Annotated in this window: 20 protein-coding genes; 7 read left to right on the forward strand and 13 right to left on the reverse strand. The window is 39.1% G+C overall.

The features are described 5' to 3' along the window. Positions 1–28: 28 nt before the first annotated feature. Positions 29–859 carry a transporter substrate-binding domain-containing protein gene (locus tag EFT72_RS02575; RefSeq protein WP_124065320.1) on the reverse strand — a complete coding sequence of 277 codons (831 nt, stop codon included), beginning with the start codon at positions 857–859 and terminating at the stop codon, positions 29–31. A gap of 424 nt (positions 860–1,283) precedes the next feature. Between EFT72_RS02575 and EFT72_RS02580 the strand changes: the two genes are divergently transcribed. Then, a complete protein-coding gene (locus EFT72_RS02580; protein WP_124065322.1) occupies positions 1,284–1,961 on the forward strand; it encodes a PAS domain-containing protein in 678 nt (225 codons plus the stop codon). Between the two features lie 93 nt (positions 1,962–2,054). Beyond that, entirely contained in the window at positions 2,055–2,426 is a 372-nt protein-coding gene (locus EFT72_RS02585) for a RidA family protein (RefSeq protein ID WP_279221924.1), read from the forward strand. 73 nt (positions 2,427–2,499) lie between these two features. Here the strand turns inward: EFT72_RS02585 and EFT72_RS02590 are convergent, their stop codons facing one another. Next, the gene (locus tag EFT72_RS02590) at positions 2,500–3,810 is read right to left on the reverse strand and encodes an MFS transporter (RefSeq protein ID WP_124065324.1); all 1,311 of its coding nucleotides are present in this window, start codon (positions 3,808–3,810) and stop codon (positions 2,500–2,502) included. 307 nt (positions 3,811–4,117) lie between these two features. On the opposite strand from EFT72_RS02590, the gene EFT72_RS02595 reads away from it, so the two are divergent. After that, on the forward strand, positions 4,118–4,345 hold the full coding sequence (locus tag EFT72_RS02595; RefSeq protein WP_124065325.1) for a hypothetical protein: 228 nt from the start codon (positions 4,118–4,120) through the stop codon (positions 4,343–4,345). An 85-nt stretch (positions 4,346–4,430) separates the two neighbouring features. Here EFT72_RS02595 and EFT72_RS02600 read toward each other — a convergent pair whose 3' ends face one another. Then, positions 4,431–6,680 carry a glycoside hydrolase family 2 TIM barrel-domain containing protein gene (locus EFT72_RS02600; protein ID WP_124065327.1) on the reverse strand — a complete coding sequence of 750 codons (2,250 nt, stop codon included), beginning with the start codon at positions 6,678–6,680 and terminating at the stop codon, positions 4,431–4,433. Beyond that, a complete protein-coding gene (locus EFT72_RS02605) occupies positions 6,673–8,184 on the reverse strand; it encodes an MFS transporter (RefSeq protein WP_124065329.1) in 1,512 nt (503 codons plus the stop codon). Before EFT72_RS02605 ends, EFT72_RS02600 begins: the two co-directional genes overlap by 8 nt. 124 nt (positions 8,185–8,308) lie before the next feature. Here EFT72_RS02605 and EFT72_RS02610 point away from each other — a divergent pair, with 124 nt between their 5' ends. Next, positions 8,309–9,511 carry a helix-turn-helix transcriptional regulator gene (locus EFT72_RS02610; protein ID WP_124065331.1) on the forward strand — a complete coding sequence of 401 codons (1,203 nt, stop codon included), beginning with the start codon at positions 8,309–8,311 and terminating at the stop codon, positions 9,509–9,511. On the opposite strand, the gene EFT72_RS19100 is transcribed toward EFT72_RS02610, so the two are convergent. Both EFT72_RS19100 and EFT72_RS02615 read right to left on the reverse strand, forming a co-directional pair. Next, positions 9,508–9,654 (reverse strand): hypothetical protein, encoded by a 147-nt coding sequence (locus EFT72_RS19100; RefSeq protein WP_164473050.1) that lies wholly within the window; start codon positions 9,652–9,654, stop codon positions 9,508–9,510. The two genes, EFT72_RS02610 and EFT72_RS19100, sit on opposite strands and share 4 nt — an antisense overlap. 103 nt (positions 9,655–9,757) lie before the next feature. Next, positions 9,758–10,702 carry a flavodoxin family protein gene (locus EFT72_RS02615; protein WP_124065332.1) on the reverse strand — a complete coding sequence of 315 codons (945 nt, stop codon included), beginning with the start codon at positions 10,700–10,702 and terminating at the stop codon, positions 9,758–9,760. 216 nt (positions 10,703–10,918) lie between these two features. Here EFT72_RS02615 and EFT72_RS02620 point away from each other — a divergent pair, with 216 nt between their 5' ends. Next, positions 10,919–11,608, forward strand: a complete 690-nt coding sequence (locus EFT72_RS02620) for a hypothetical protein (RefSeq protein WP_124065334.1) — start codon at positions 10,919–10,921, stop codon at positions 11,606–11,608. An 84-nt stretch (positions 11,609–11,692) separates the two neighbouring features. Further along, a complete protein-coding gene (locus EFT72_RS02625) occupies positions 11,693–12,196 on the forward strand; it encodes a helix-turn-helix domain-containing protein (RefSeq protein WP_164473051.1) in 504 nt (167 codons plus the stop codon). Between the two features lie 45 nt (positions 12,197–12,241). Here the strand turns inward: EFT72_RS02625 and EFT72_RS02630 are convergent, their stop codons facing one another. Both EFT72_RS02630 and EFT72_RS02635 read right to left on the reverse strand, forming a co-directional pair. Continuing rightward, positions 12,242–12,532 (reverse strand): hypothetical protein, encoded by a 291-nt coding sequence (locus EFT72_RS02630; protein WP_124065338.1) that lies wholly within the window; start codon positions 12,530–12,532, stop codon positions 12,242–12,244. A 69-nt stretch (positions 12,533–12,601) separates the two neighbouring features. After that, positions 12,602–12,988 (reverse strand): DUF2809 domain-containing protein, encoded by a 387-nt coding sequence (locus EFT72_RS02635; protein WP_124065340.1) that lies wholly within the window; start codon positions 12,986–12,988, stop codon positions 12,602–12,604. 152 nt (positions 12,989–13,140) lie between these two features. On the opposite strand from EFT72_RS02635, the gene EFT72_RS02640 reads away from it, so the two are divergent. Next, positions 13,141–13,692: an ECF transporter S component gene (locus tag EFT72_RS02640; protein WP_124065342.1), complete on the forward strand. Its 552-nt coding sequence runs from the start codon at positions 13,141–13,143 to the stop codon at positions 13,690–13,692. Positions 13,693–13,717: 25 nt separating this feature from the next. Here EFT72_RS02640 and EFT72_RS02645 read toward each other — a convergent pair whose 3' ends face one another. The 5 genes from EFT72_RS02645 to ilvD all read right to left on the reverse strand — a co-directional run bounded on the left by EFT72_RS02645 (position 13,718) and on the right by ilvD (position 22,929). Then, entirely contained in the window at positions 13,718–14,119 is a 402-nt protein-coding gene (locus EFT72_RS02645) for a (deoxy)nucleoside triphosphate pyrophosphohydrolase (RefSeq protein WP_124065344.1), read from the reverse strand. Continuing rightward, positions 14,116–17,127, reverse strand: coding sequence for a DEAD/DEAH box helicase (locus EFT72_RS02650; protein ID WP_124065345.1), 3,012 nt, complete (start codon positions 17,125–17,127; stop codon positions 14,116–14,118). The genes EFT72_RS02645 and EFT72_RS02650 overlap by 4 nt, the downstream gene beginning before the upstream one ends. Before the next feature lie 15 nt (positions 17,128–17,142). After that, positions 17,143–18,312 carry an HNH endonuclease domain-containing protein gene (locus EFT72_RS19435; RefSeq protein WP_206426595.1) on the reverse strand — a complete coding sequence of 390 codons (1,170 nt, stop codon included), beginning with the start codon at positions 18,310–18,312 and terminating at the stop codon, positions 17,143–17,145. 175 nt (positions 18,313–18,487) lie between these two features. Further along, positions 18,488–21,037: a hypothetical protein gene (locus EFT72_RS02660; protein WP_164473052.1), complete on the reverse strand. Its 2,550-nt coding sequence runs from the start codon at positions 21,035–21,037 to the stop codon at positions 18,488–18,490. Positions 21,038–21,213: 176 nt separating this feature from the next. Then, positions 21,214–22,929: a dihydroxy-acid dehydratase gene (gene ilvD, locus EFT72_RS02665; RefSeq protein WP_124065349.1), complete on the reverse strand. Its 1,716-nt coding sequence runs from the start codon at positions 22,927–22,929 to the stop codon at positions 21,214–21,216. Positions 22,930–22,987 lie beyond the last annotated feature (58 nt).

Here is a 22,987-nt window from a genome sequence, read left to right on the forward strand (position 1 = left end):
TCCTTTTCCCTCCATTCTTGAACAAATTTTATTTTGTACCATTGTCTATCATATCTGAATAGGAGGAGAATACATCCTGCCCTAAGAATTGGGATGAGATCTTAGACAGAGTTCCGTCTTTTACCATATCCTTTAAAGCACCGTCAATGGCTGCGTTTAGTTCATCTTTCCCTTTTGCACACATAAGATAGGTATCCTCTACCATAACAACATCGGTAAGGCTTATATTATCAAGATGCAATTCCTCTTGTACGCTATCATAGGTAGACTCATAGGTAAGAGCGGCATCTACCTGCCCATTTGCCACTTGCTTGAAGCCGTCCGCCGTAGATAAGTCACTGACTGCATTGATTTTAATCTCTTTCCCTTTATTCTTTTCATTGTAATCCACCAACATGGAATATTCATAACTTGTGGGCGACTGGTTAATTGTTTTTCCAGCCATATCATCAAGAGATGCAATCCCGCTGTCCTTCTTTACACATAGCGACATGGGAGAAAGACAATAATACTGTTCCGGAAAAAGATATTTCCCCTTACGTGCCTCGCTCTTTACAAGCTGATGGGATACCACATCCAATGCACCTGAGTCGATGGATACAATCAGCGTATTAAAATCCATAGACTGTATATCAAATTCATACTTATCCAGTCGTTTGTCAATTTCTTTTAATACCTCAATGTCATAACCAGTTGGTTCCCCCTTATCATCAAGGGAACAATAGGGCGGCATGGCATTTCCAGTTCCCACCTTTACTTTGATAACTCCAGAATCCTCGCTCTTTGCGCAACCAGTGGCAGAAAACATAAGAACCAAAACCATAGCAGTACAAACCACTCTTTTTATTGACTTTTTCATTTTTATCCTCCTTTATAGGCTTGCTTAACTAGTTGTTTTCATTCCGCTTCCGTTGGGAAAAAGGGTAACAAAAAAGGCGCTTCCTATAAACTGCCTCCAAATATTCCTTGGATTAAAATCCAATTCCAATTTGTTTACACGTCTATAAGTAAACGCCTTTGTCCACTATATGTTCCCAATCCTTAACGGCTTCAGAACTATTACGGAAAGTATATGCTATGAAATTCTTTTTGTCAAACATTTTTTATCACGATAATAATATTTTATTATTATCACAAAAAATCGAAGCCATTTTTAATATTTTGATACATTTGTTACAAAACGGACAAATTAATAGATAATTTCACAAACAATGATTGCCACCGACCCCTTTTTTGGATATAATAGTAAAAAATTATTCGCTTGTTAAGAAAGGAGGAAAAGAATGGACATTATGACGCATTATGAATTACTCACCGATTTTCTCGGTAATGTTCTAAGTGATAATTACGAAATCGCCTTATTGGATCTTCGAGAAGGGAAACGATGTATCACTGCTATCGCAAACGGACAGAACAGCGGAAGGACAGTCGGAGCTCCCTTAACTGATCTGGCACTTAAAATCATTCAACAGGGGATTTGGAAAAAGGAACCCTATCTTATCAATTATAGCGGATTGACAAAAGATAAAAAGCCACTGATCTCTTCTACATTATTTATAAAAGAAGGACAAGAACTGCTTGGAATGTTCTGTTTAAATGTAGATATTCAGGTTTACCGAGAACTGTGCTCCTCTATATTAAAGTTAGGGAAAATAGCTACAAATAGCTCTGTTGAAACTATTTCAGAAATAACGCCGGAACACTTGGAAACTTTTACCAATGATATTAGCGATATTATTTTTAATGCCATGCCGGATTATATGATAGAGAACAAAATCCCCATGGACCGCCTGACACAAGAGGAACGAATTGTTATCGTAAAACAACTCAATGAGCAAGGTGTTTTTCTAATCAAAGGGGCCGTAAGTGAAACCGCCACAAAACTAGGATGTTCCGATGCAACCATCTACCGGTATCTAAGTAAGATCGGTAAAACAGAACATATGGAAAGCAAAAAATAATTGACATCTTTTATCAACCGTGATAAAATTTTTGATAATATTTTATTACAGCAGAAATTTGTTATTAAAATAATTAAAATGGAGGTATTCATTATGAAAAAAATTGAAACTGATCATGCACCCGCCGCCATAGGTCCGTATTCTCAAGCTTATATCTCAGCCAATACTCTCTATACTTCCGGTCAGATCCCAATCTGCCCATCAACTGGAGCTGTTGTCGGTACATCCATTGCAGAACAAGCCGAGCAGGTGATGAAGAATCTAGGAGCCATTCTTTTTGCAGCTGGAAGCAATTATAAACAAGTTATAAAAACTACCTGTTATCTTGCTGATATGAAAGATTTCACGGAATTTAACCGCATTTATGAAACATATTTTACAGAAAAACCGGCAAGGTCCTGCGTGGCTGTAAAAACCCTTCCAAAAGATGTGCTGTGCGAAGTGGAACTGATTGCTGAAGTCTAAAGTGCTATTTTCTCACTTACTTACATACACAAACTCTCCTTTCGTAATGAAAAGGAGAGTTTGTGCAAAAAACCTATGATTTATCTTCCAGATCCCATATACGCGAATATCTTATAAATACAAGACAGACCACAACACCAAGTATGGCAATGGTCAGGAAAAACAGGGCAGCTCCGGAACCTTTTCCGCTTCCTAAAAGAGACAGCCATCGGCTCCCTGCCTTTTGTGACACCATGAACGTTTCAAACACTCGATCTACAAGAAGACCTCCCAGAAAATACCCGACGGGAATGGTAAAAAACTGTAGTGTATTCCTTACGGAATAGACCCTTCCCTGGAGTTCTACTGGAATATTGGACCGCAGCAGAACATTCATATTCGTCCCCATTACCGGTATTAGAATCCAGCCAAGAACGGCTCCTATGCACCAGACTGGTACATTTCTCCCGAAGGCAAGTATGATATTTTCCGTTGCCATGGAAAACAAAAGCGAATTGCAGATCACCCGTACTCGGCTCTTTGGCGCAGGAGTAAACGAAACGATCATGCTTCCAAGCAGACTGGCAAGCCCGGTGCACATGTTCACAATTCCCAATGCTTTCTCTCCTCCCCCTGCTCTGGAAAGCAGCATGGCGGGTAACGCGGCATTATACATGGAGGCGACCAGATTAATAGCTGCCAGGAATAAGATCAGATCCAGAATTGCACGGTTGCTGGATAGGTACCGTAATCCAGACCAGGTTGCATGAAGCATAGATTCTTTGTCCTTCTGTTCCTGTTCCTCTTTCTCTCGTTCTGGTATTTTAATCCGGAATGCAAGAGTGATAAAAGCCACACCGAATGTACATAGATCAAACAGCAAAATAACATTCATTCCAGCAAAAGCAAGTGTTGCAGCAGCAAGAACTGGAGTTAAAATAGTATTTAGTGCATTGGAAAAACATCTAAGTCCATCGACCCTCTGATACTGGTTTTTCGGTGCAATCAAACTGATCGCTACGTCTGATGCAGGCTGCTGAATGGTATTCATTAAGCCATTTAAGGCATTTAACAAATACAGATGCCAGATCTCTAGACTACCTGTTTTTAAAAGAAAGAATATGATGACCGTACTGCCTGCAGCCAGACTGTCACAAACTAGCATCGTATATTTCTTATTCCACCGATCACACAAAGCTCCTGCAAAAAGACTTAGCACCACATACGGTGCGTAGGAGCATATGGATAAGAAAGCAGTGGTAAGGGCAGATCCCTTCTGCTCATAAGACCAGATCACTAGCGCAAAGCTGGTCATGGAACTTCCAAGCTCTGAAAAAGACTGTGTGATCCATAAAATAAGGAATGTGTGAAGTCCCCCAAAGAGACTTCTATATTTTTTTATCATGACTTTGCTCCTTTTTCGATTTATATCAATTTACGAAAAATGCAAAGTCTAATTGGACGGAATATCAAATCAATTCCTCCATGCAGTCCCGTCCTTTCTCAGACCTTGCATGGAGCACGATCAATACAAAGCATCCTCTTTTCCCCCTATAAAATCAAACAATATATCATACAACGGTTGATTATAAATTAATTTTATTGTAACATATTCTTCGATTTTTACAATGATTTTTCTATTAAAACAGCATTTGACTCCCTTATTTTTTTATGTTAGGATAAGCCTATATTTTAATGAAAGGATACGTTATATGAACCTTATGAACTTAATGCAGCTAAAGGATGCTTGGTCAGCCTTTAAAGGCAATCACCCCAAATTCCCCCTGTTTCTAAAAGCGACATCCGAAAACTCCATGAAAGAAGGAAGTATTGTAGAAATCCGTGTTACATCACCGGATGGAAAGACACTTACTACGAATGTAAAGCTAAAAGCCTCGGATCTTGCACTGTTTGAACAGGTAAAGAATTCGTTTCAATAAATAAAGGAGCAACTCTGTTGGTTATTCAAAAACAGGTAAAAACCAGTACATAGGATACTGGCTTTTACCTGTTTTTACTTCTTCTCTAATATTTTTTAATTTGGTTTAAAGCATGATTTAAATCTTCCATCTTAAAATCAGGATTATTGTCTTTATCACGGTCGACAATACTCATAAGAGACAGCCCTAACGGAATCCCCTCATCTTTTAATATTTTTTCAGCTGTTGCAGGTGCGAACCGAGAAAATACCTTCATCGCATCCTGATTTTGAGTAATATCATAAGCACTGTCTTTCAAAGAAAAATAGCCTTCTCTAACGATATCATCTTCCTTCAAAAACCAATTCCTTACTGCCTTACCAGCACCAGAATCCGGCAATTGGTAGGACATTTCCTTCTCATCCACTCGTTCAAAGGTCACACAGTCCTCTATATAATCTGTTCCTTCTTCTGCTTTCACACGTTTCACTACAAAGCAATTTTTTCCTGGCAATAACGCTATATTCTGAAAAATAACCGTACCATTTCCATTGTTATGGGCAGAACAAATAAAATCTTTTCCATCATTCCCAAAGAGTGCAACTTCGTCTTGATTCGTATATACTTTTATATCAATAAGGTCTTCCGCTCTTTTACTGAAGCGTTTGGAACAAATATGAATAAATGATTCTTCTGACCACATTGCTTTATAATAATAGAACGCATCCTTTTTTATCTTACGGTCATAGGTTACAAGACCTTTTTGATTGATATATTTCATTCCGCCTTCATTTCTTCTAAAGCTAGAAAAATCAAACATATTCCAAACAAAGCTGCCCCACAGATACTCTTTGCTATCAAAAATCCGATATACGGTTTCACTATATAACGCCTGATACTCTTCCGAGTAGTCTCTTACTGTTGGTTGCTCAGAATGTAGGGATGGGTTTGTATCAACACCATATTCACTGACTCCGATAGGCGTCTGCGGGCAGGCAGCATGAAATTGATCTAAGAAACTATCATAATCATTCATTTCACCATAATACCAGCCAAAATAAATATTATAACCCACCATATCCGTGATCTTGTTTAATTCACTTTCATACTTTACCGTATAGAGATTAGCACCCGTTATAAGTCTGGTATGATCCAACTCACGGGCATGGGAATATAATTCTCGGCACATATCATGCATATAAGGTGCATCCTTAAACATGCCAATCTCATTTTGTATTCCCCAGAAACAGATGGAAGGATGGTGAATATTTTGTAAAATCAGTTCTGTAAGCTGTTGTTTTGCGTTTTCGAACAGATCTCTGTCCTCCGTCATTTTAAGCATGGGAATCTCTGCCCAGACAATATATCCCTCCTGATCACAGCGGTCATAATTGTATTGGGGGTGCTGATAATGGGAAAGACGAATGGCATTTGCACCGATTTCATGAATCAATTTAAAATTAACTTCCTTATGCTTAGCAGTCATCGCAGAAAATACTTCTGCAAAATCCTGATGCATGGATACACCACGGATTTTTTCCTTCTGCCCATTTAAATAAAAGCCAGTCTGACCATCCATCTTTATGCTGCGGAATCCAATTTTCTCACAAACCTCATCTACCGTTTTGCCATTTACACATAAGGATGCCCGTAGCGTGTAAAGGATGCCCTTTCCTTTCCCATTCCATAAGTACGGATGGGGAACCTGGAATCTGACTGATTCATTCACCGGTCCCGAAGCCTGGGCTGCAATTGTTCCATCTTCGTCAAAAACATCGTAACAGATTATCGCGCCATCGGGTGCAATTACGTGAGAATCAATTTCCAATAACCCATTCTCACCCTCCAGACTGGCACGGGCAATCACTCCATTGGTTCCATAATAAAGATAGTCGAAATGTTCTTTCCCGGTTATCAGCAGATTTACGTTTCGGTAAAGCCCCCCAAAAATTGTGAAATCGCCGAATATAGGTGATATCTTCTGGTTTTCGGCATTGCTAACATATACTTCTAAACACACTTCCTCTTCTGACATAACGCAGTCAGGCAACTCAACACGAAAGCAGGAATAAGCTCCCTGATGTTCCCCAATCAGTATGTCGTTAACGAAAACCTTACAATACTGATCTGCACCTTCAAATTCCAGAAATACTTTCTCCCAATCTTTCGATACCATAAGTATTTTCCTATAAACAGTCAGTCCCCGGTACTGGTTCTCATCTGTATACCATGTATGAGGGAGCGTAACCTTGCAATAATCTTTCTCACTTAATGTCTCAGGTATATATGGATTCAGAATATCTCCATCGGATAATTTTGAGAACTCCCATCCATGATTTAATAATATTTTATTCATTTTCTTTCCTCATTTTGTAAATAGTTTCTTCGACTCTTTTCATTTTTTCCGGTGTTAGATCATAAAATTTCATAGCAATAATATTAAAAATTGCTCCAAGCAATTCTAGGCCATAAAAGAACACGATTGCCATAATGAGCAGGGATGTACTGTAAGGTGTATCAAGATCAGGGAATTTATCAGCAAACCCTATCGCAGCAAAGCCAATCCCTACTAAAAGTGGACCAAAGGATGAAATCATCTTATCCATAAAACTAAATAACGTTCCAACCATGCCAGGGATATATTTCCCGCTCCTGCTCGCCTCATAATCATTTACATCTGCAATCATAGGAGGGATGATTGAACTGGAGATCATCTGAAATCCTCCACCAATTACAGACACTAAAAACAGCATAATCGTAAAAAAGGAGAAACCGGTAAATGCCTCCCCATAGCCATTGACATAACCTGGTAAATTTAATGTTCTAGGATCACAAAAAAACCATAAAATAATAGCTAGCCCATCCATAATAACAACACCCCAGCTACCAAGCTGCATCGCTTTTCTTAAACCAAGCTTTCTGCCTATGGTACCAATTCCCAGTGTCATCATAACCAACCCAATTACAGTGATGTACATGGTCCAGCCGCCGGAAAGTTTATAATTTCCTGCAACAATGCCGTAAAGAACAAGTATGATAGCACTCGTTTTACAGGTATTGGCAAGCATGTCTGTGCCTTTTGTAACAATTATCATCTGAAGGGGACGGTTCTTTGCAAGTACCTGTATATAATCCGACATTTTTACCTGTGGGGCTTTTTTTGTGCTTGTGTCGCTAAAAAAACGAATATCCTTTGGTGCAATCGATATATAAGCAATAACGATACCAGCTGTAGCAAGAAGCGCAACAATCAGCCAGTACTCATGGAATAATTCTGCACTTTTAAGTGAACCATATTTTACGGCCAGTGATGCAACAACCATTGTCATTAAGGCTCTCATAACACGTACAATCACGGTTCCTACAATACTAAGTATCGGTCTTTGAGAAGGATCGTTTGTCAGACACACATTTCCAACATGATTACTGATATTTAAAAATGTATAACCAATATAATATAAAAGTGTAAATATAATAAAAAATATTGCTCTGAAACCATTTTCAGGTAAACGGTCTGTTACATTGAACATTAGAAAACTGTTGACAAACAACATTGTTCCGCCGACTATCAGACAGAGCCTTGTTTTTCCAAACCGTCCGCCGAACTTATCAATAAGGAAACCAACAATAGGATCTGTAACGCCATCCCACAAACGCATAATAGTAGAAAAACTAGATGCCAATACTACCGCCATCCCTACATATCCATTGAGATAATATGACATAATCATGGTAATTCCCATATAGAGATTCACCGCCATATTCGCACCGCTAAATCCGAAGATTCGCCAGACCGGAACGAAATGTATCCCGTCCTCCCTCATATACTTTTTTATTTTTTCATTTGAGCTGTTATCCATTATGTCCTCCCTGTATTTTTACATTATCAGCTACGCGTAATAGAATAGCATATTTACATTTTTTGTGATAGAATAATATCATTCAAAATAGAAATATATCATTCTCCCGGAGAAAGGCAGTAAAATGAAAAATAGTACCTATGAAAAATATACAATTGCAACGTCCTTAATTCAGGATTTTTATCATTTACAGATTAGCGTATTTGACCAGGAAGATCTAATAGAAAAATTTATTGATAAGAATCGAATTCATAATGTACAGGCTTTTTTTACCAGTGAGATTTTAAAACTTTATACACAGCAATACATTTCGGATCGAATCTATTATCTGACGGATGCATTCATGGTGCATTTAGTTATCTTTTTTATTGAGGAAAATCCTGTGGTAATAGGTCCTTTCTGCACGCTTCTTATGACGCCTAAGGATGCCCGTACCATATTTGATCAATACAAAATAACAAACTTAAGCCAGACGGATTTTTTTTCCTATCTCAGTTCGCTTCCTGCCATAAAAGAATCTGAGCTTTTTCGCATGGTTTCGTCGTTGATTCATACAGTCTGCCCGCAAAGTCCGGAAAAGCAGATTCAGCATATTAATTTTTTTAATCACACGGCTTTAATACCAAAAGAATATGAAACCCGGGAACACTATACAGAACTTCTTGAAAAACGGTATACGTATGAACAGCATTTTATTCAGGCAATTGAACGTGGAAACTCCAGATCTGCTATTTTTAATCTACATAATATGCAAATGGATGTGGCCTATTTAAAACGGATTGGAACTACCCTGGAAAATGAGCGGATCGGAGCGGCGATTACCAGAACAACCGTAAGACTTGCAGCACTTCGGGCTGGTCTTCCGGCCATCGTAGTTGACAGAATTTCGTCTCAGAACACTGCAGTTACTCATAGTGCAAAAAGCGTGGAAGAAATTCTGACTGCAAAAGAAAAAATGATCCGCGAGTTCTGTAATGCAATCCATCATTACAAAGATCACAACTATAGTTTCCTCGTACAAAGCGCGTTATATTTTTTTGACCACGAATATTATAAAGATATCAGGATTAAAGAACTTGCTGATGAATTAAACGTATCCCTGAATCACCTAATTTCTGTATTTCGCAAGGAAACCGGCACCACGCCTAATTCATATCTGCAAAAAAGCAGAATGAAGCAAGCCTCCATTCTGCTTTCCAGCACCAATATGTCCATGCAGGAAATAAGCAGTTCCGTTGGCATATCAGATGCGAATTATTTTATTAAGGTATTTAAAAAATCATACGGAGAGACACCAACCAATTACAGGAGAAAATACCGAAGCTAGTTTTTCCCTCTACAGTCTGGTATCCCATCGTCACAGAATACTTTATCATTTGCAGTTCCACAGAATTTACTTTTTCCGCATATTTTTTCAATTGTAGCTCTGACATTCTCCTGATTGCTGCCATAAGCATTCACAAAGTTCATGGGAGACACTCCGTTTTCCACCTCAATTCGGTCGCCCAGTTCCTATCGAAAGATGATTCAAGACATCTAAATTTATTTAATCAGTCAGGCAGAATTTTTGTTGCTATATTGTTTTAAAATTCAGGTTTTTATACTTTTCAAGCTTCTCGCTTGCAATTCTTCGTTTCTCAGGATCGGAGAAGAACCCTCCCTGTGTATGGATAATTTCTTCCAGGTGCTTGCCCCTTCCCTCCAGGGTGTTGCGGTCTCTTATGAGCCCATTTTCCTGAATCACAAACTTCCACTTTCCCTCTTCTGCTTTTTCAAGAGTTCCTCCAGCACCGCATACCTGGCATTCAACTGGAAAATGAAGCCCATCCCACTGCACTTCTCCCAAAATCAGTGCATTGGAATGGCAGTTTGGGCACCAACCCATATCTTCGTCTCCAAGCCATTTGCGTTCTTCCACAGGAGTATTGATTGCGGTCATGACGTTCGTTCCCATTTGCACTACTCGTTCAATCATCTCGTCATGAAGGAGACATTGTGCAGGAGCTGGAACTCTCGTAGCAAGATACATATCCACAACCTTAAAGTCTGAAGTAAACATAGCTGCCTGCATGGATTCCAGAGCCATGGACTGCCAGGAACGGGTGGATCCCCCTACCGCAATCAAAGCACTGACTCTGTCCTTATGTTCGATTGCCCCGATGGACTCCAAAAATGAGTTCTCATAACTTAAACTTCTCTGGGCAAACTTTGAAAATACGGAACAGGCTTGCAAATCGTAAGTGGGTGCTGCAAAAATAACTCCGTCAGCCTCCAGCAGTACTTCCATAATCTTTTTCTTATCATCCTTTTTATCCAATACGCAGCCGGCATTCTTTCCCTGTGACATGCCTATGGTACATGAGGTGCAGCCGGTACAATCTATAATGTCATAATCTCTCAAATTGATCATTGTAATATCGGCTCCCTCCTCCTGACATGCAAGAAGTGCTTCCTTTAATAAAATATCACAATTGCTGTTTTTACGCCCTGCGCTGACTCCTAAAATTTTTACTGACATGAAAATTCTCCTTTTCTATTTTTCGAAACTTTAGTACAATTATTAAATGTTAACATAGAAAATTTCTGTTATGTAATATCTATAAATATACTGTATACCTAACGTTAAAAGAATAACATAGTGTGAAAGAAGAAGCTTCCACTATTTATCGAAAATATTTCCCATATTACAGGATTATTTCCTACATTTGTCTCAATGAAAAGGAGTTTCAATGGCTTGTTTAAAAAATATAATTCAAAAAATTCAAGATACATTTATAACTGCATACAGCAGGAATTATATGATTGTCGCAAAGCGGATTTAAAGAGAGATGAATTATTACAGGTATTGCAGGCAGGTTATGGGTACCAGAGCATGCTTGACACGGCAATGTCATTTTTAAATAATCCCATAACTTTATGTACCACAAGCTTTTCCGTCCTTGCCTCCAGCCCTGAGAATTATTTTGATGATAAATTTGATGTGTATGACAAAAAATTCTATTTAAAAAGTAATTTTATTCAGAGTATGAAAGAAAAACAGGTTCTGCAGCATATGTTTACCTCTTCCTCTCCCATCATCGTGGATCCGGATGATTCACACGAAAACGCTTATCTGTTCTGCAGCATTCATATAAGACGTGCCGCAGTGGGATACTTATGCATCACCTCTCTTAACCGCCCTTTTAAAGCTGCTGACAGTTCCTTTGCCATGAACTTGTCAAAGCTAATCTCACTGGAGATGCAAAAGGATGAATGTTACGCAGAAAAAACAGGTCTGAAATATGAGTGTTTCTTAACCGACTTAATCGAGCAGAATCTACATAGCAAGAGCATTACAACCCGGTACCTGGCAGAGTTGAGAGAGACCTTCTATCCGTATTTCTGGGTACTGGGATTCACCTTTCATGGTTTTTCCAATAACTAGTTGAACCCTAATTACTATATTGATCAGCTGTCTGGAATTTTTAAGCACAGCATGGCTTTCTTTTATAAAGGGACTTTAATTCTATTGCACACAAGTAACTACAAAGATCCTTACCAGTCCATTGACAAACAGAAGCTGTCTCATTTTCTTCAGCTTAACCAGATCAATGCTGCGATTAGTTTTCGGTTCGAACAAATATTAGACACCCCTCGCTATTATAATCAGGTAATGTTTCTGTTGAAGAATCAAAACTGTATTATGAAGGAGCACATTCTTAGTTATGAAGACAATTATTTAAACCATCTTCTGGAAGCCGCTCATAATGAAATCAATCCAGAGACCCTCATTCATCCGGATCTTTTGTTTCTGCAAAACTATGACAGGGAAAATAACACAGAATACATGAAGACTCTTACGGCATATTTTCTGAATAATCGCAATGCCTTAAATACTTCTAATTACCTGCATATTCATAAAAGTACCTTCTTTTATCGCATCGGTAAAATCGCAGACTTGACGGAATTTGATCCTTCCAATGCACAGATTCTTTTCTCCTATGAATTTTCCTTTCATATATTGGGTTTCTAACGTTTGATGTCATAAAAGCAGGCAAAAATTCATCTGCCTGCTTACTTATCCTTTCAGATTGTCAGATTGTCTTATCATATCCTCAATTACAATATCGTATATTTCACCAACTGTGTTGCAATACTCAAGAACTTTCCAAGGCTCATTTGTGTGAAAATGTATTTTCACCAAGTCTTCATCGCCTGCCGCAATTAAACTGTTTCCTTCGAACGTATTTGTAATATATTCTGCAATTTGATCTTCATCTAAATCCTTATCTCTTTTATCAATTAATAATTGTGTATCGTAACGATACGCAAACTGATCATCCTCTGCATCTATTGATTTTATTCCCATCTTATCTTTCCTCCAAATTCTAATTAATTTACAATAGATTGTTACCATTCGCTTACTTTTCGTGGGCTACTAATTTTTTATCCTTTCGAAAGCTACAAGCAATATAGACCCTACACCATAACAGATAATATCCTTTATATCAAACACCGAACCTAACACAATCCGTAGAAACCTATTATGTTCCAGTCCAAGTATGTGTACGAATCTGAAATATTGCAGCACCTCTACTCCTGCTGCAAATAGGAATATATACAATGGGAGTAATCTGCATCTTTCCGGAATGAAGATTCTCGTAAAGCTATACACTAAAATCACTACCAGCATATCGCCAAAATACGGCCGCACAAACGTATCATGTACATATAATGCTATCATAACTTCCACAAATAATAGCAGTAGAAATACAATCGTATACTTAATTCTTAATTGATTCTTTTTTAACATTTGTAAGATCATAACGCTCCTTAATGATTGAACTCCAATGTTCTCCACATCCAACTGGTATGTATAAATTTACTTAAATTGGCTATTTCAATAACTCCAGTTTTTCTATATGATATATTTTAACATAAAACAACTTATATTGTAATAAGAAAGAGGAATTAAGTATGGAGAGCAGAAGAACGAAAAAACTAGTATTTAGCGCATTAATGGCAACGCTTACCACAGTTGCCACCATGGTAATTCATATACCAGCCCTTAATGGTTATATACATCTGGGGGATGGTTTGGTCTTGTTAAGCGGCATACTTCTTGGTCCTATGGCGGGAGCAGCCGCCGGGGGAATTGGTTCTATGATGGCAGATTTATTATCTGGCTATGCATTCTATGCGCCGGCTACATTTTTTATCAAAGCACTGGCCGCCTTCTTTGGTGGATATTTGTACCGCAGACTTTCACGCAACCGTCACAAAGCATATTTTCAAATACTTCCTTTTCTAAGTGCAGGTATTTTATGCAGCAGTATCGTCACTGGAGGTTATTTTATATTAGAGCTTATTGTATATAACCGAGCGGCTGCCATGATTAATATTCCATTCAATCTGGTTCAGAATCTATTTAGCTTAATTGTGTCCGGCGCCCTGCTTCCTTTTCTCCTGAAAATTCATGAGATTAGAAGTTTGAATCTGGAAACAAAGTCGAATGGTGATCTCACTTAACCGCAAAGGCTTTCATACCCCAGGTCTATATCAACAAACGAATTTTATCTACTAGAGTTATATCCGCTGGTAACCAGCCCACAGAGTTCAGCTCCGTCTTCGCCAGCCACTTTGCGTCATCATGCTCTTTTAAGACCAAATCACCAGCAACGATCTCTGCCCAAAAGCAATCCATAGAAAGATGAAATGTCGGATAATCATATTCGATGGTATGTATCAACTCTCCAACTAAAATCTCGGTATCTAATTCTTCCTTTATCTCTCTTTTTAGTGCTTCCTTAGGCGTTTCTCCATCTTCAATCTTTCCCCCAGGAAATTCCCAGCCACCTTTCAAATCACCATAACCACGTTGGGTAGAAAAGATAATTGGTTCTCCCTTTTTATTAAAATCTTTAATCACTGCAGCCACTACTCTTACTATTTTCATCCTACCTTCACTTCCTCTTTTCTAACATTACTTTGAAAATAACGGAATAAATCCTCTCTAACTGCATGATGCATCTTCATCTGGAATTTTACGATATCACGTTCTTTTCCACTATTATCATTCTTGCGAGCTGGTTTAATCTCTATTACTTCAAACAGCCCAACATAGTAGAAAGATGTTTCCGCATCGCTTTTCTTTACTAAGAGATGTTTTCTCGACGCTGACATTACATCTGCGACGTAAGAACTATTCATTCCTCTTCCCAATTGAGAATCCCAACGAAAAAACATATTATCTTCAAAAGCATCTGCGTAATCCGGTTTTCCATCTACATAATTTTTATCATCAGAGCTTCCCTCTTTATGATAAGTTACAAATATAAATACATCTTCCTCTATTCGCTTCATTCCATACATGATTGATGATAAATCCTTACCACAGTTCATCAAAAGGCTTACATCACGCCTTGAATATTTCTCATACAAAACAAATGGCGTACCATCTTTTTGATTAATCAAATACTTTTCCTTATATCTTCTAAGTCCCACTTCAATAATATCATTAAACTGTCTGTGGAATTCCATATGTAGAAGACGTTCTGCAAAACTTTTAAGCCTTCGTAACGTTTTCTTCTCATCATAAGCTACAATATCGATATGGCAAAATTTTTTGAACTCTTCCTCTTTGCTTACAAATTTTCCTTTTAAAATTTCTATCGCATTTTTAAAAGACGTCAAGTCTAGCTCATAACCGTATGTCTGTTGAAATTCTCCTTTAATCTGATCTACATCAATTACTTCACGGTTTAAAAAATATTTTAATATTTCCAGTTCATATGGCCTTGTTCCACTCAGTATTGTCTTTGACAAATACTCTAAGGTAATCATTTCCTGTTCCGTCATCTTTCCACTATAGAAATCTTTCTCTACAGACTCTAAGAAACTTTGATAGGTCTTATATTCTCTAATAATTACAAGGGGATCTATTTCTCCATTTTCATAAAAATCTAAAAGATACGGAACTCGTCCCAATCGATTTTTCAAATATATATAGCTCTCTTTGATGATTGATTTCATACCTTTAATCTTATCTATTGACGAAAAAATTTTTTCCTTTGCAATCTCATCAAAATGAACCGTAGAAGCACCCGGAATCGTACTGTTACCACTAATAACATATTTACGAATAACGTCTGGATTATAAGAACAATCTCCTGATAATGCAATTGGAATCATAAAGTTATTATTATAATTACCAATAAAATCCAGAATTACAACATACTTTTTTCCTTCCGCTTTTCTAAGCCCTCTTCCTAACTGCTGAATAAATACAATTGGTGACTGCGTAGGACGAAGCATAATTACCTGATTAACCTCTACAATATCCACACCTTCATTTAATATTTCAACCGAAAATATGTAATCCAATGGTTGCATATCTTCAAACGCATTATCTTCATCCATTGCTAATCTTTCAAATGCTTCATGCCGTTTATCTTCAGACGCATCACCATTTAAGGCGATTGTTCTATATAATTTTCCAGTTACTGGATTAAACATCTGGTTAAATTTTGCTGAAAGTCTTTCAGATTCATCTATTCGAGAGCAAAATATTAAACCCTTCACTCGATCGCCACTATATCCGTAAAATTCAGCTTGCTTGCTAATATGTCGAATACGTTCAGCCCCAATAAGTTGATTAAAATCTTTTTCAGAAATATTTTTTGCTTTCATCTGCTTTTCATCTATCATTGCAATATCACTGATTCCAAAATAATGAAATGGACAGAGCATATTTTCTTCCATCGCCTGTTGAAGACGAATCTCATATGCAATTTGGTAATTAAAGATTTCATAGATATTTCTACTCTCAACATTATCATCTCGTTTATCTGGAGTTGCCGTCATCCCAAGCCAAAGCCTTGGCTTGAAATAATTCATTACATTCTGATAAGTATCTGCAGACGTATGATGAGCTTCATCTAGAATAATACAATCAAAATCATTAGGATCATATTTTAATAAATGCTCATCTCTATTCAAAGTTTGAATTGTTGCAAACACATAATCACTATCATATTCATGATATCCAGCCCCTACTAATCCCATCGAAACTGACTTCGCAAATACCTTTTCATAAGATTTCTTCGACTGACGTGCAAGCTGTCCTCTATGAACTAAGAACAATACTCTCTTAAACTCAAGCTCACGCATGGCAAAAGCCGACGCATAAGTCTTTCCTGTTCCTGTTGCCGAAATCAAAAGCGCTCTTTCCTCGCCAGCAGCTAATATTTTTCTAAGGTTCGTAATAAACCCAACCTGCATACTATTTGGCTGCAATCGATATTTATCAATAGATGTAATCTCATCTTGCTTCGCAATCTCACGCTGTCGCTTGATAGTTTTATATTGTTCTTTATAATTCTCATAGAATTCATCAAACTCAAGGGAATACCTAGATTCCCAAATTTCATAAAATTCTGCAATAATCTCCTGTGCCATCTCTCCTTGTTCCGTAGATACAACTTTCGTATTCCACTCTCGATTCGTAGTTAATGCTGCACTTGTTATATTGGAGCTACCAATTATAATCCGATAGATTTCTTCCTTTTTAAAAATATAACCTTTCGTATGAAAACCTTCATCAGCGATTTCCACATCAAACATCTTGATCGTAATATTCTTAAGGCCATTCAATTTTTCTAATGCCTTAGGCTCACTAAAATTCAAATAATTGGTTGTAAGGATCTCTCCAGGAATGTTTTTCTTCTCAAGTTCTTTGAGCGTCTGAAGAAGAGGCGTAATTCCACCCATTGTAATAAATGCGACACTAATCTGGAACTGATCGCATACTATTAGCTCATTCTCAATGGTTGAGAGTACTTTTTTTCCTTCTTTATGATTATTTGAAACAAACTGTGGCTTGTAAGCCAAATTAGATGAAAATGTTTCATCAACATATGCCGTTTCCAAACCGTTCCTAATTTCAGCTAACTTTTCTTTTGTCATGTAACGGTTCCCCTTTTACCAAATTTGGTACCCTTGTCTTCTTGCCGAATCATAGACCGGCTGCATGTTTTTCTCCAATATATTATAAAATTCCTCTTTTGAATTTCCTTTTCTATAGAGTTCCTGATTTGCCCATATGGAATGTAAATTATCCCGGTAACAAGCCTCATACTTTTTTCTAATCTCTGGCATCCTATCATCATGAATCATACCATACATAATGAACTGGTTACTTGCAAATCGCTTAAAAAACGGATTCCATTTTGGAAGCTTATTACTTTTTGATGAATTTAGCGTGGAATCCATTGGCATTAAATTCCATAATTCATCGTTCATTACAAAGGACCATGGAATAAAATGATCCACATCATAATTACCTTTTACAATAGGTGAATTTTTAAATACATCAACGATAGACTGATTATCCATAACTACTTTCCATAGCTTTCTAACGCTGTTTAGTTTACGCATTTTTTCATTCATTTTCGCAAGTTTATATATAAGTCCGGGAACTTCGGGATTATTGTTCTGAAGCCACTTAACCTTTTCATATTGAATCCATCCAAGAATGGTTACTGTATTATCCTGTATCATCTTTATCCATGATTCATTTAAAAAGACTTCCTTCTTAAGTAAACTTCCTGTTCCAAGTGTATATGGCAGTAATGTTATCTGATTGATCCTTTCAATATAGGCAACCATTCTTCGATCACTAGCCCACTCTGCTCGTTCCTGACATTTATCGAAAAATCCTGAAAGCGCCCGATACGGGACCATGTGGGTTAACTGTTCTTTATAAAGTGTAAGTTCTTCGTCATATTCTTTTATCCTATTTTTGATTTCAACCTTTGAAGCATTTGCCGGAAGTTGACTTAACTCATGTAACGTTATTACAGCTCTTTCCAATCCATCTTTAACCTGACCTTCAATCATACCACTAAGATGAATATGAAATTCTAAAACCGTATACCATGCATTTGCAATCATCTCATCAATGATTTCATTGAAGCTAGTCTCTTTTACATCTTCTGAAATCATATGAACGATTGCCTCAAGCCAATAGAACTTATAACAGTATGACGGATTTTTCATCATAAGAGAGAATCCATCTATATCAAGTCTGTTGTAGTATTTGCCATCTATATTTAATTGATATCCGATTTTCTCAAAATCAAATGGATCCATCTTTCTTCATCCCCGCCTTATCTTACGTCTTCTGTTACCTATTGTACATCTAATACTGAAGTGTTTTGTACATAATCCACCCTCTATAAAAGCTACAACATATATTGTCTTATTATATTCCCATACCGGAATATTTTCAACGAATATGAAAGATTATTGAGCTTCACATCATCGATCAAGCGTGGCAGCTGTCATACAGACCAGTAAACAGGTTGATTCCATCTACCTGCCAGGTTCCCTTGGTCACCTGGATCTTCACACTGTGCTGTCCGTCTGTCAACCCTTCATTCCAGTAAGAAGTTTCCCTATCTCCACTCTTAAGGGATTCCACATCGACGCTCTGCCCATCCACTGTCACCTTAATTCCGGCTGACCCTGATTTTCCGAACACATCAAATCCGCTTCCTTTTGGGATTGTAAATTCCATGCTGCTTCCCGCCGGCATAGATGTATAACTCCGGTTATAATAAGCAAAGCTCTGACCAATGTTATGTTTTACACTTCCCTGCCAGGAAATTAGAGGAGATGTATCATCCAGTTTGGACGAAGCAAAGGCTGCTTTTCCCTCGATTGGCATAACCTCCAGATTATCAAAACAGGTATTCCAGAATCCACTCGTCAGTGTTATACGGCCCGTCATAACCGGACTTTCTTTATCCATAAAGCTTCCGGCTTCTTCTCCGTCTGCATACATGGTGATAACATTCTCATCTGCCTTTATCCCAAGCTTGTGCCAGCGTGAAGGATCAAAGTTATCAAGCTTTCCGGCTTTTTTCACGGCACCAAAACGAAGCAATTCCCATTTTCCGTCTACATAGATTTTAGCCCGGTAAGCCGCACCGCTTGAATGAACCACCTCACGCGCTCCGATAATAGCAAAATTTTTTCCATAGCCGTTTCCCTCTGTATCAAACTTCACGTCAATTCCTGCCGTGTAATTGGCCCACCGGTGATCTCCCAGTACCGTCCACGGACTGTTTGTGGTCTGGCTGCTTTCATCGCTTCCGCTCCCCCACGGATTCCAGCTATAGGGCCGGTTATCCCCATTGATCATCTGCATCAATACGTATCCGATATCTTCTGATTTCTGAACCTCAAAGGCTCCCTCTATATCCGTGGTAAATAACGGAGTTCCCCCTCTTTCCTCTACAAAGGAAGCCTCATAATCAAAATGATCGCAGTAAGGGAGTTTAAGAACCGATCGCTCCACACCGGTATCATTCTGACCGCTTCTATAACCGGTTCCACGATCAACCAGACTTGTCACTGTTACAATGGAGTACGGCTTCACAGAGAGCTCAATGGCCGAGGTCCCATCCCCATTGTCGTGAGGAACAGCATGATCTTCTATCTTTTTAAGCCAGTTGGAATCAAAGGTCTCTCCGTCATCCGGTCCTCTTGTCTCCCATATATTATAAGGGTTTTTAACTGTCTTCATATTTTTTAATGTCAGCTGGTACTTTCTTTCTGACATTGTATTGTTTGCAAATACAACCGTATAGTCATCCGTTTTCGGATCCTTTACAGCAAGACGGGTATCGGTGGAGGTGTCTGCCATGATGTCTCCGTCTCCGGTAGAACCATCGGAAAAACAGGCATCCGGAAGGTATTTCCAGCCTCTGCCCGTAAACTGCATGAAATGCTGCACCATCTGAATTCCGCCGTCTGCCTCATAATAACCAGACCAAGGGTCAAATGCCCCAATCAGCTGCTTCGGGCTATAGGTACTTCCTTCATAAAATGCCCCAATGGCTGGCTGAAACAACAACTTGGTCATATGACTGGTATATCCAGCCTGATTTTTATAGGCATATGCGGCAATCAATCGTTCTGCCATGGCAATAATGCCTGCAGAACCGCCGATCCCTCCCCGGTCCGGATCTACATTGGCACGGTAATAAGCATTGATCATGGGAGCCGTAGACTCTCCGTACCAGACCTCTTTCCCATATTCCTGATTGAGCTTGGACAGATCCGCACTTCCCAGCCATATCTGATAATGGTCGGAGATCACATCCACCATATCCCTCAATTGGGTATCCTTCATCAGTCTATCTACCGTGGTGCCCATGCCCCGATATAAATCTGTTGCAACGAGCCTGATCTCTCTGTAATCAAAGGCATTGATCCCATTTTCCCCATCTTCTTCAAACCGTCTGGCACAGTATTTGATCCATGCAAAATTATCGGCATCGTCTTTTCTTCGTTCATTCTGTCCTGGGCTCACTTCTGTAATCTTATAGCCATAATTCTTATAAACTGCATCAATCGTTCTTCGGTACCACTGGTACCTGGCTTCATATTTCGGATTATCATACGCTTCGTTTCCGATTCCCTCCTGGGTCCACTTTGGCTCCCCCCATCGGAGGATTTCCACAGTAATATCAGGATTAATGGATTTCGCATCTGCTGCAAAGTGAAACCCAGCCCCTCTTTTTACATTTGGCACCTCATGGGGAGACCGCATGGTGGCAGGCTCGGTTCCCGATGAGGAGTTCACATCCGCTCCCATCTCGATCTTCACGTGATTCAATCCCGCTCCTTCTTCCTTATCAAACAGAAGCTTCAACATTTCCCAATACTTATCCTCCTGGCAAGCCTTGTAATCCATAAGCAGCCTGGAGGTGTTATTGCAGGTAACGCAACCAAATCCTCCAAAGGTATTTACCTCATCAATCCGGCTTCCATCAATGGTAACAGGAATGGCCCAGCTTTTTTCTCTCACTTCTTTTTCCTCCCTCAAATAATATATTTTAACTTGTTCGTTTGGCTCGTTGCCAGCGTAATTTCCCAGAAAAAAAGGTTCCCAGAAAAATAAATACCGATCTTATATAGTCTACTCTGCTGCCGATTGGAATAAAACCAAGAATCGAATTTGAAACAATTAATAGGAGTGGAAGCTTACTTCATGTATCCTCCCTTCATCGGAGACACTGCACGTTCACTAAAAAGCTTCATGACCCCGGTAGAATATTTTGACGGTCTCGGTTTCCATTTCCCTCGACGTTCTTTAAGAATCTTCTCCATCTCTTCCTCTGTTTTTCTCTTTCCCTTCACCCCGACAATTGCAAGAATGCGGTTCGGGATATCTATTTTAATAATATCTCCTTCCTCTACCAATGCGATGGGTCCCCCTTCTGCCGCTTCCGGCGAGACATGCCCGATTGAGGGTCCTGTGGACGCCCCAGAAAAACGCCCATCCGTAATCAAGGCAATGGTACGTCCAAGTTCTTTATCGGATGAAATTGCTTCAGACGTATAGAACATTTCTGGCATTCCACTTCCTTTTGGACCTTCGTATCTGATCAACACGGCATCTCCAGGCTGTACATGATGTTTTAAAACTGCATCAATCGCCTCTTCCTCGCTGTCAAATGGGCGTGCATTCAATTCAGCCTGAAACATCTCTTTCGGACATGCAGTATGCTTAATAACTGCACCTTCTGGCGCAAGATTTCCTTTTAGAACAGCAATTGCCCCATCTGTTCCGATGGCTCTATGAAACGGCCGGATGATATCTTCTTTCACTACTCCGGCTTTTTGGCAGTATTCCTCACATTTATCATAGAATCCATTCTGTTTTAGGGTTTCCAAATTTTGACCCAAGGTCATCCCTGTAACTGTCATGGCATCTAAATGAAGCATCGATTTGATTTCTTCCATGATCCGTGGTACCCCTCCTGCATAATAAAAGTACTGAGCGGGCCACTTACCCGCAGGGCGGATATTCAAAAGATAATGGGCTCCTCTGTGCAGTCTGTCAAACATGTCAGAATCGATTTCCAAACCGAATTCATGGGCAATAGCCGGAAGATGTATGAGGGAATTGGTTGATCCAGATATTGCGGCATGCACCATAATTGCATTTTCAAAGGATTCCATAGTAACCAGATCTCTTGGCTTTATCCCCTTCTTTCCTATCTCTATAATCTGATGACCCGCCCTCGCTGCCACATCCTTTAAATCTGGGCAGGTTGCCGGCATAAGAGCGGTTCCAGGGAGCATAAGACCAAGCGCTTCTCCCATGACCTGCATGGTGGAGGCTGTTCCCATAAATGAACAGGCTCCGCAAGATGGACAGGCATGCTGCTTATAATATTCCAGCTTTTCAGGAGCCAGTTCTCCTCTTTGACACATTGCACTGTATTTTCCGATCTGTTCCAGCGTAAGAAGATCCGGTCCGGCATCCATTACACCGCCAGTAACTAGTATGGAAGGCATATTGACCCGTCCAATTGCCATTAAATGAGCCGGCACTGCTTTATCGCAGCTTGAAATAAACACTCCCCCGTCAAACGGCGTTGCATTTGCATGAATTTCAATCATATTGCAGATCATATCCCGGGAAGCCAGAGAATAATTAATGCCATCATGACCCTGTGCCATTCCATCACAAATATCTGTTGTAAAATACCTTGCCGCTTTCCCGCCTTTCTCCCTCACTCCGTCTACAGCCTTTTCTACCAGTCCCAGTAAGTGGGCACTTCCTGGATGGCTGTCCCCGAAGGTGCTTTCCACCATAATCTGCATTTTTGAAAGGTCTTCCACCTTCCAGCCCATCCCCATTCGAAGCGGATCCATTTCTGGAGCCAGTTTTCGTATATCCTGACTAATCATAACAACTCTCCCTTCCTATTTGTCTTATATATTACGTTAATCCAATCACGTAAAAAGG

Source organism: Clostridium sp. E02 (genome assembly GCF_003833015.1).
Lineage (GTDB): Bacteria > Bacillota > Clostridia > Lachnospirales > Lachnospiraceae > Lacrimispora.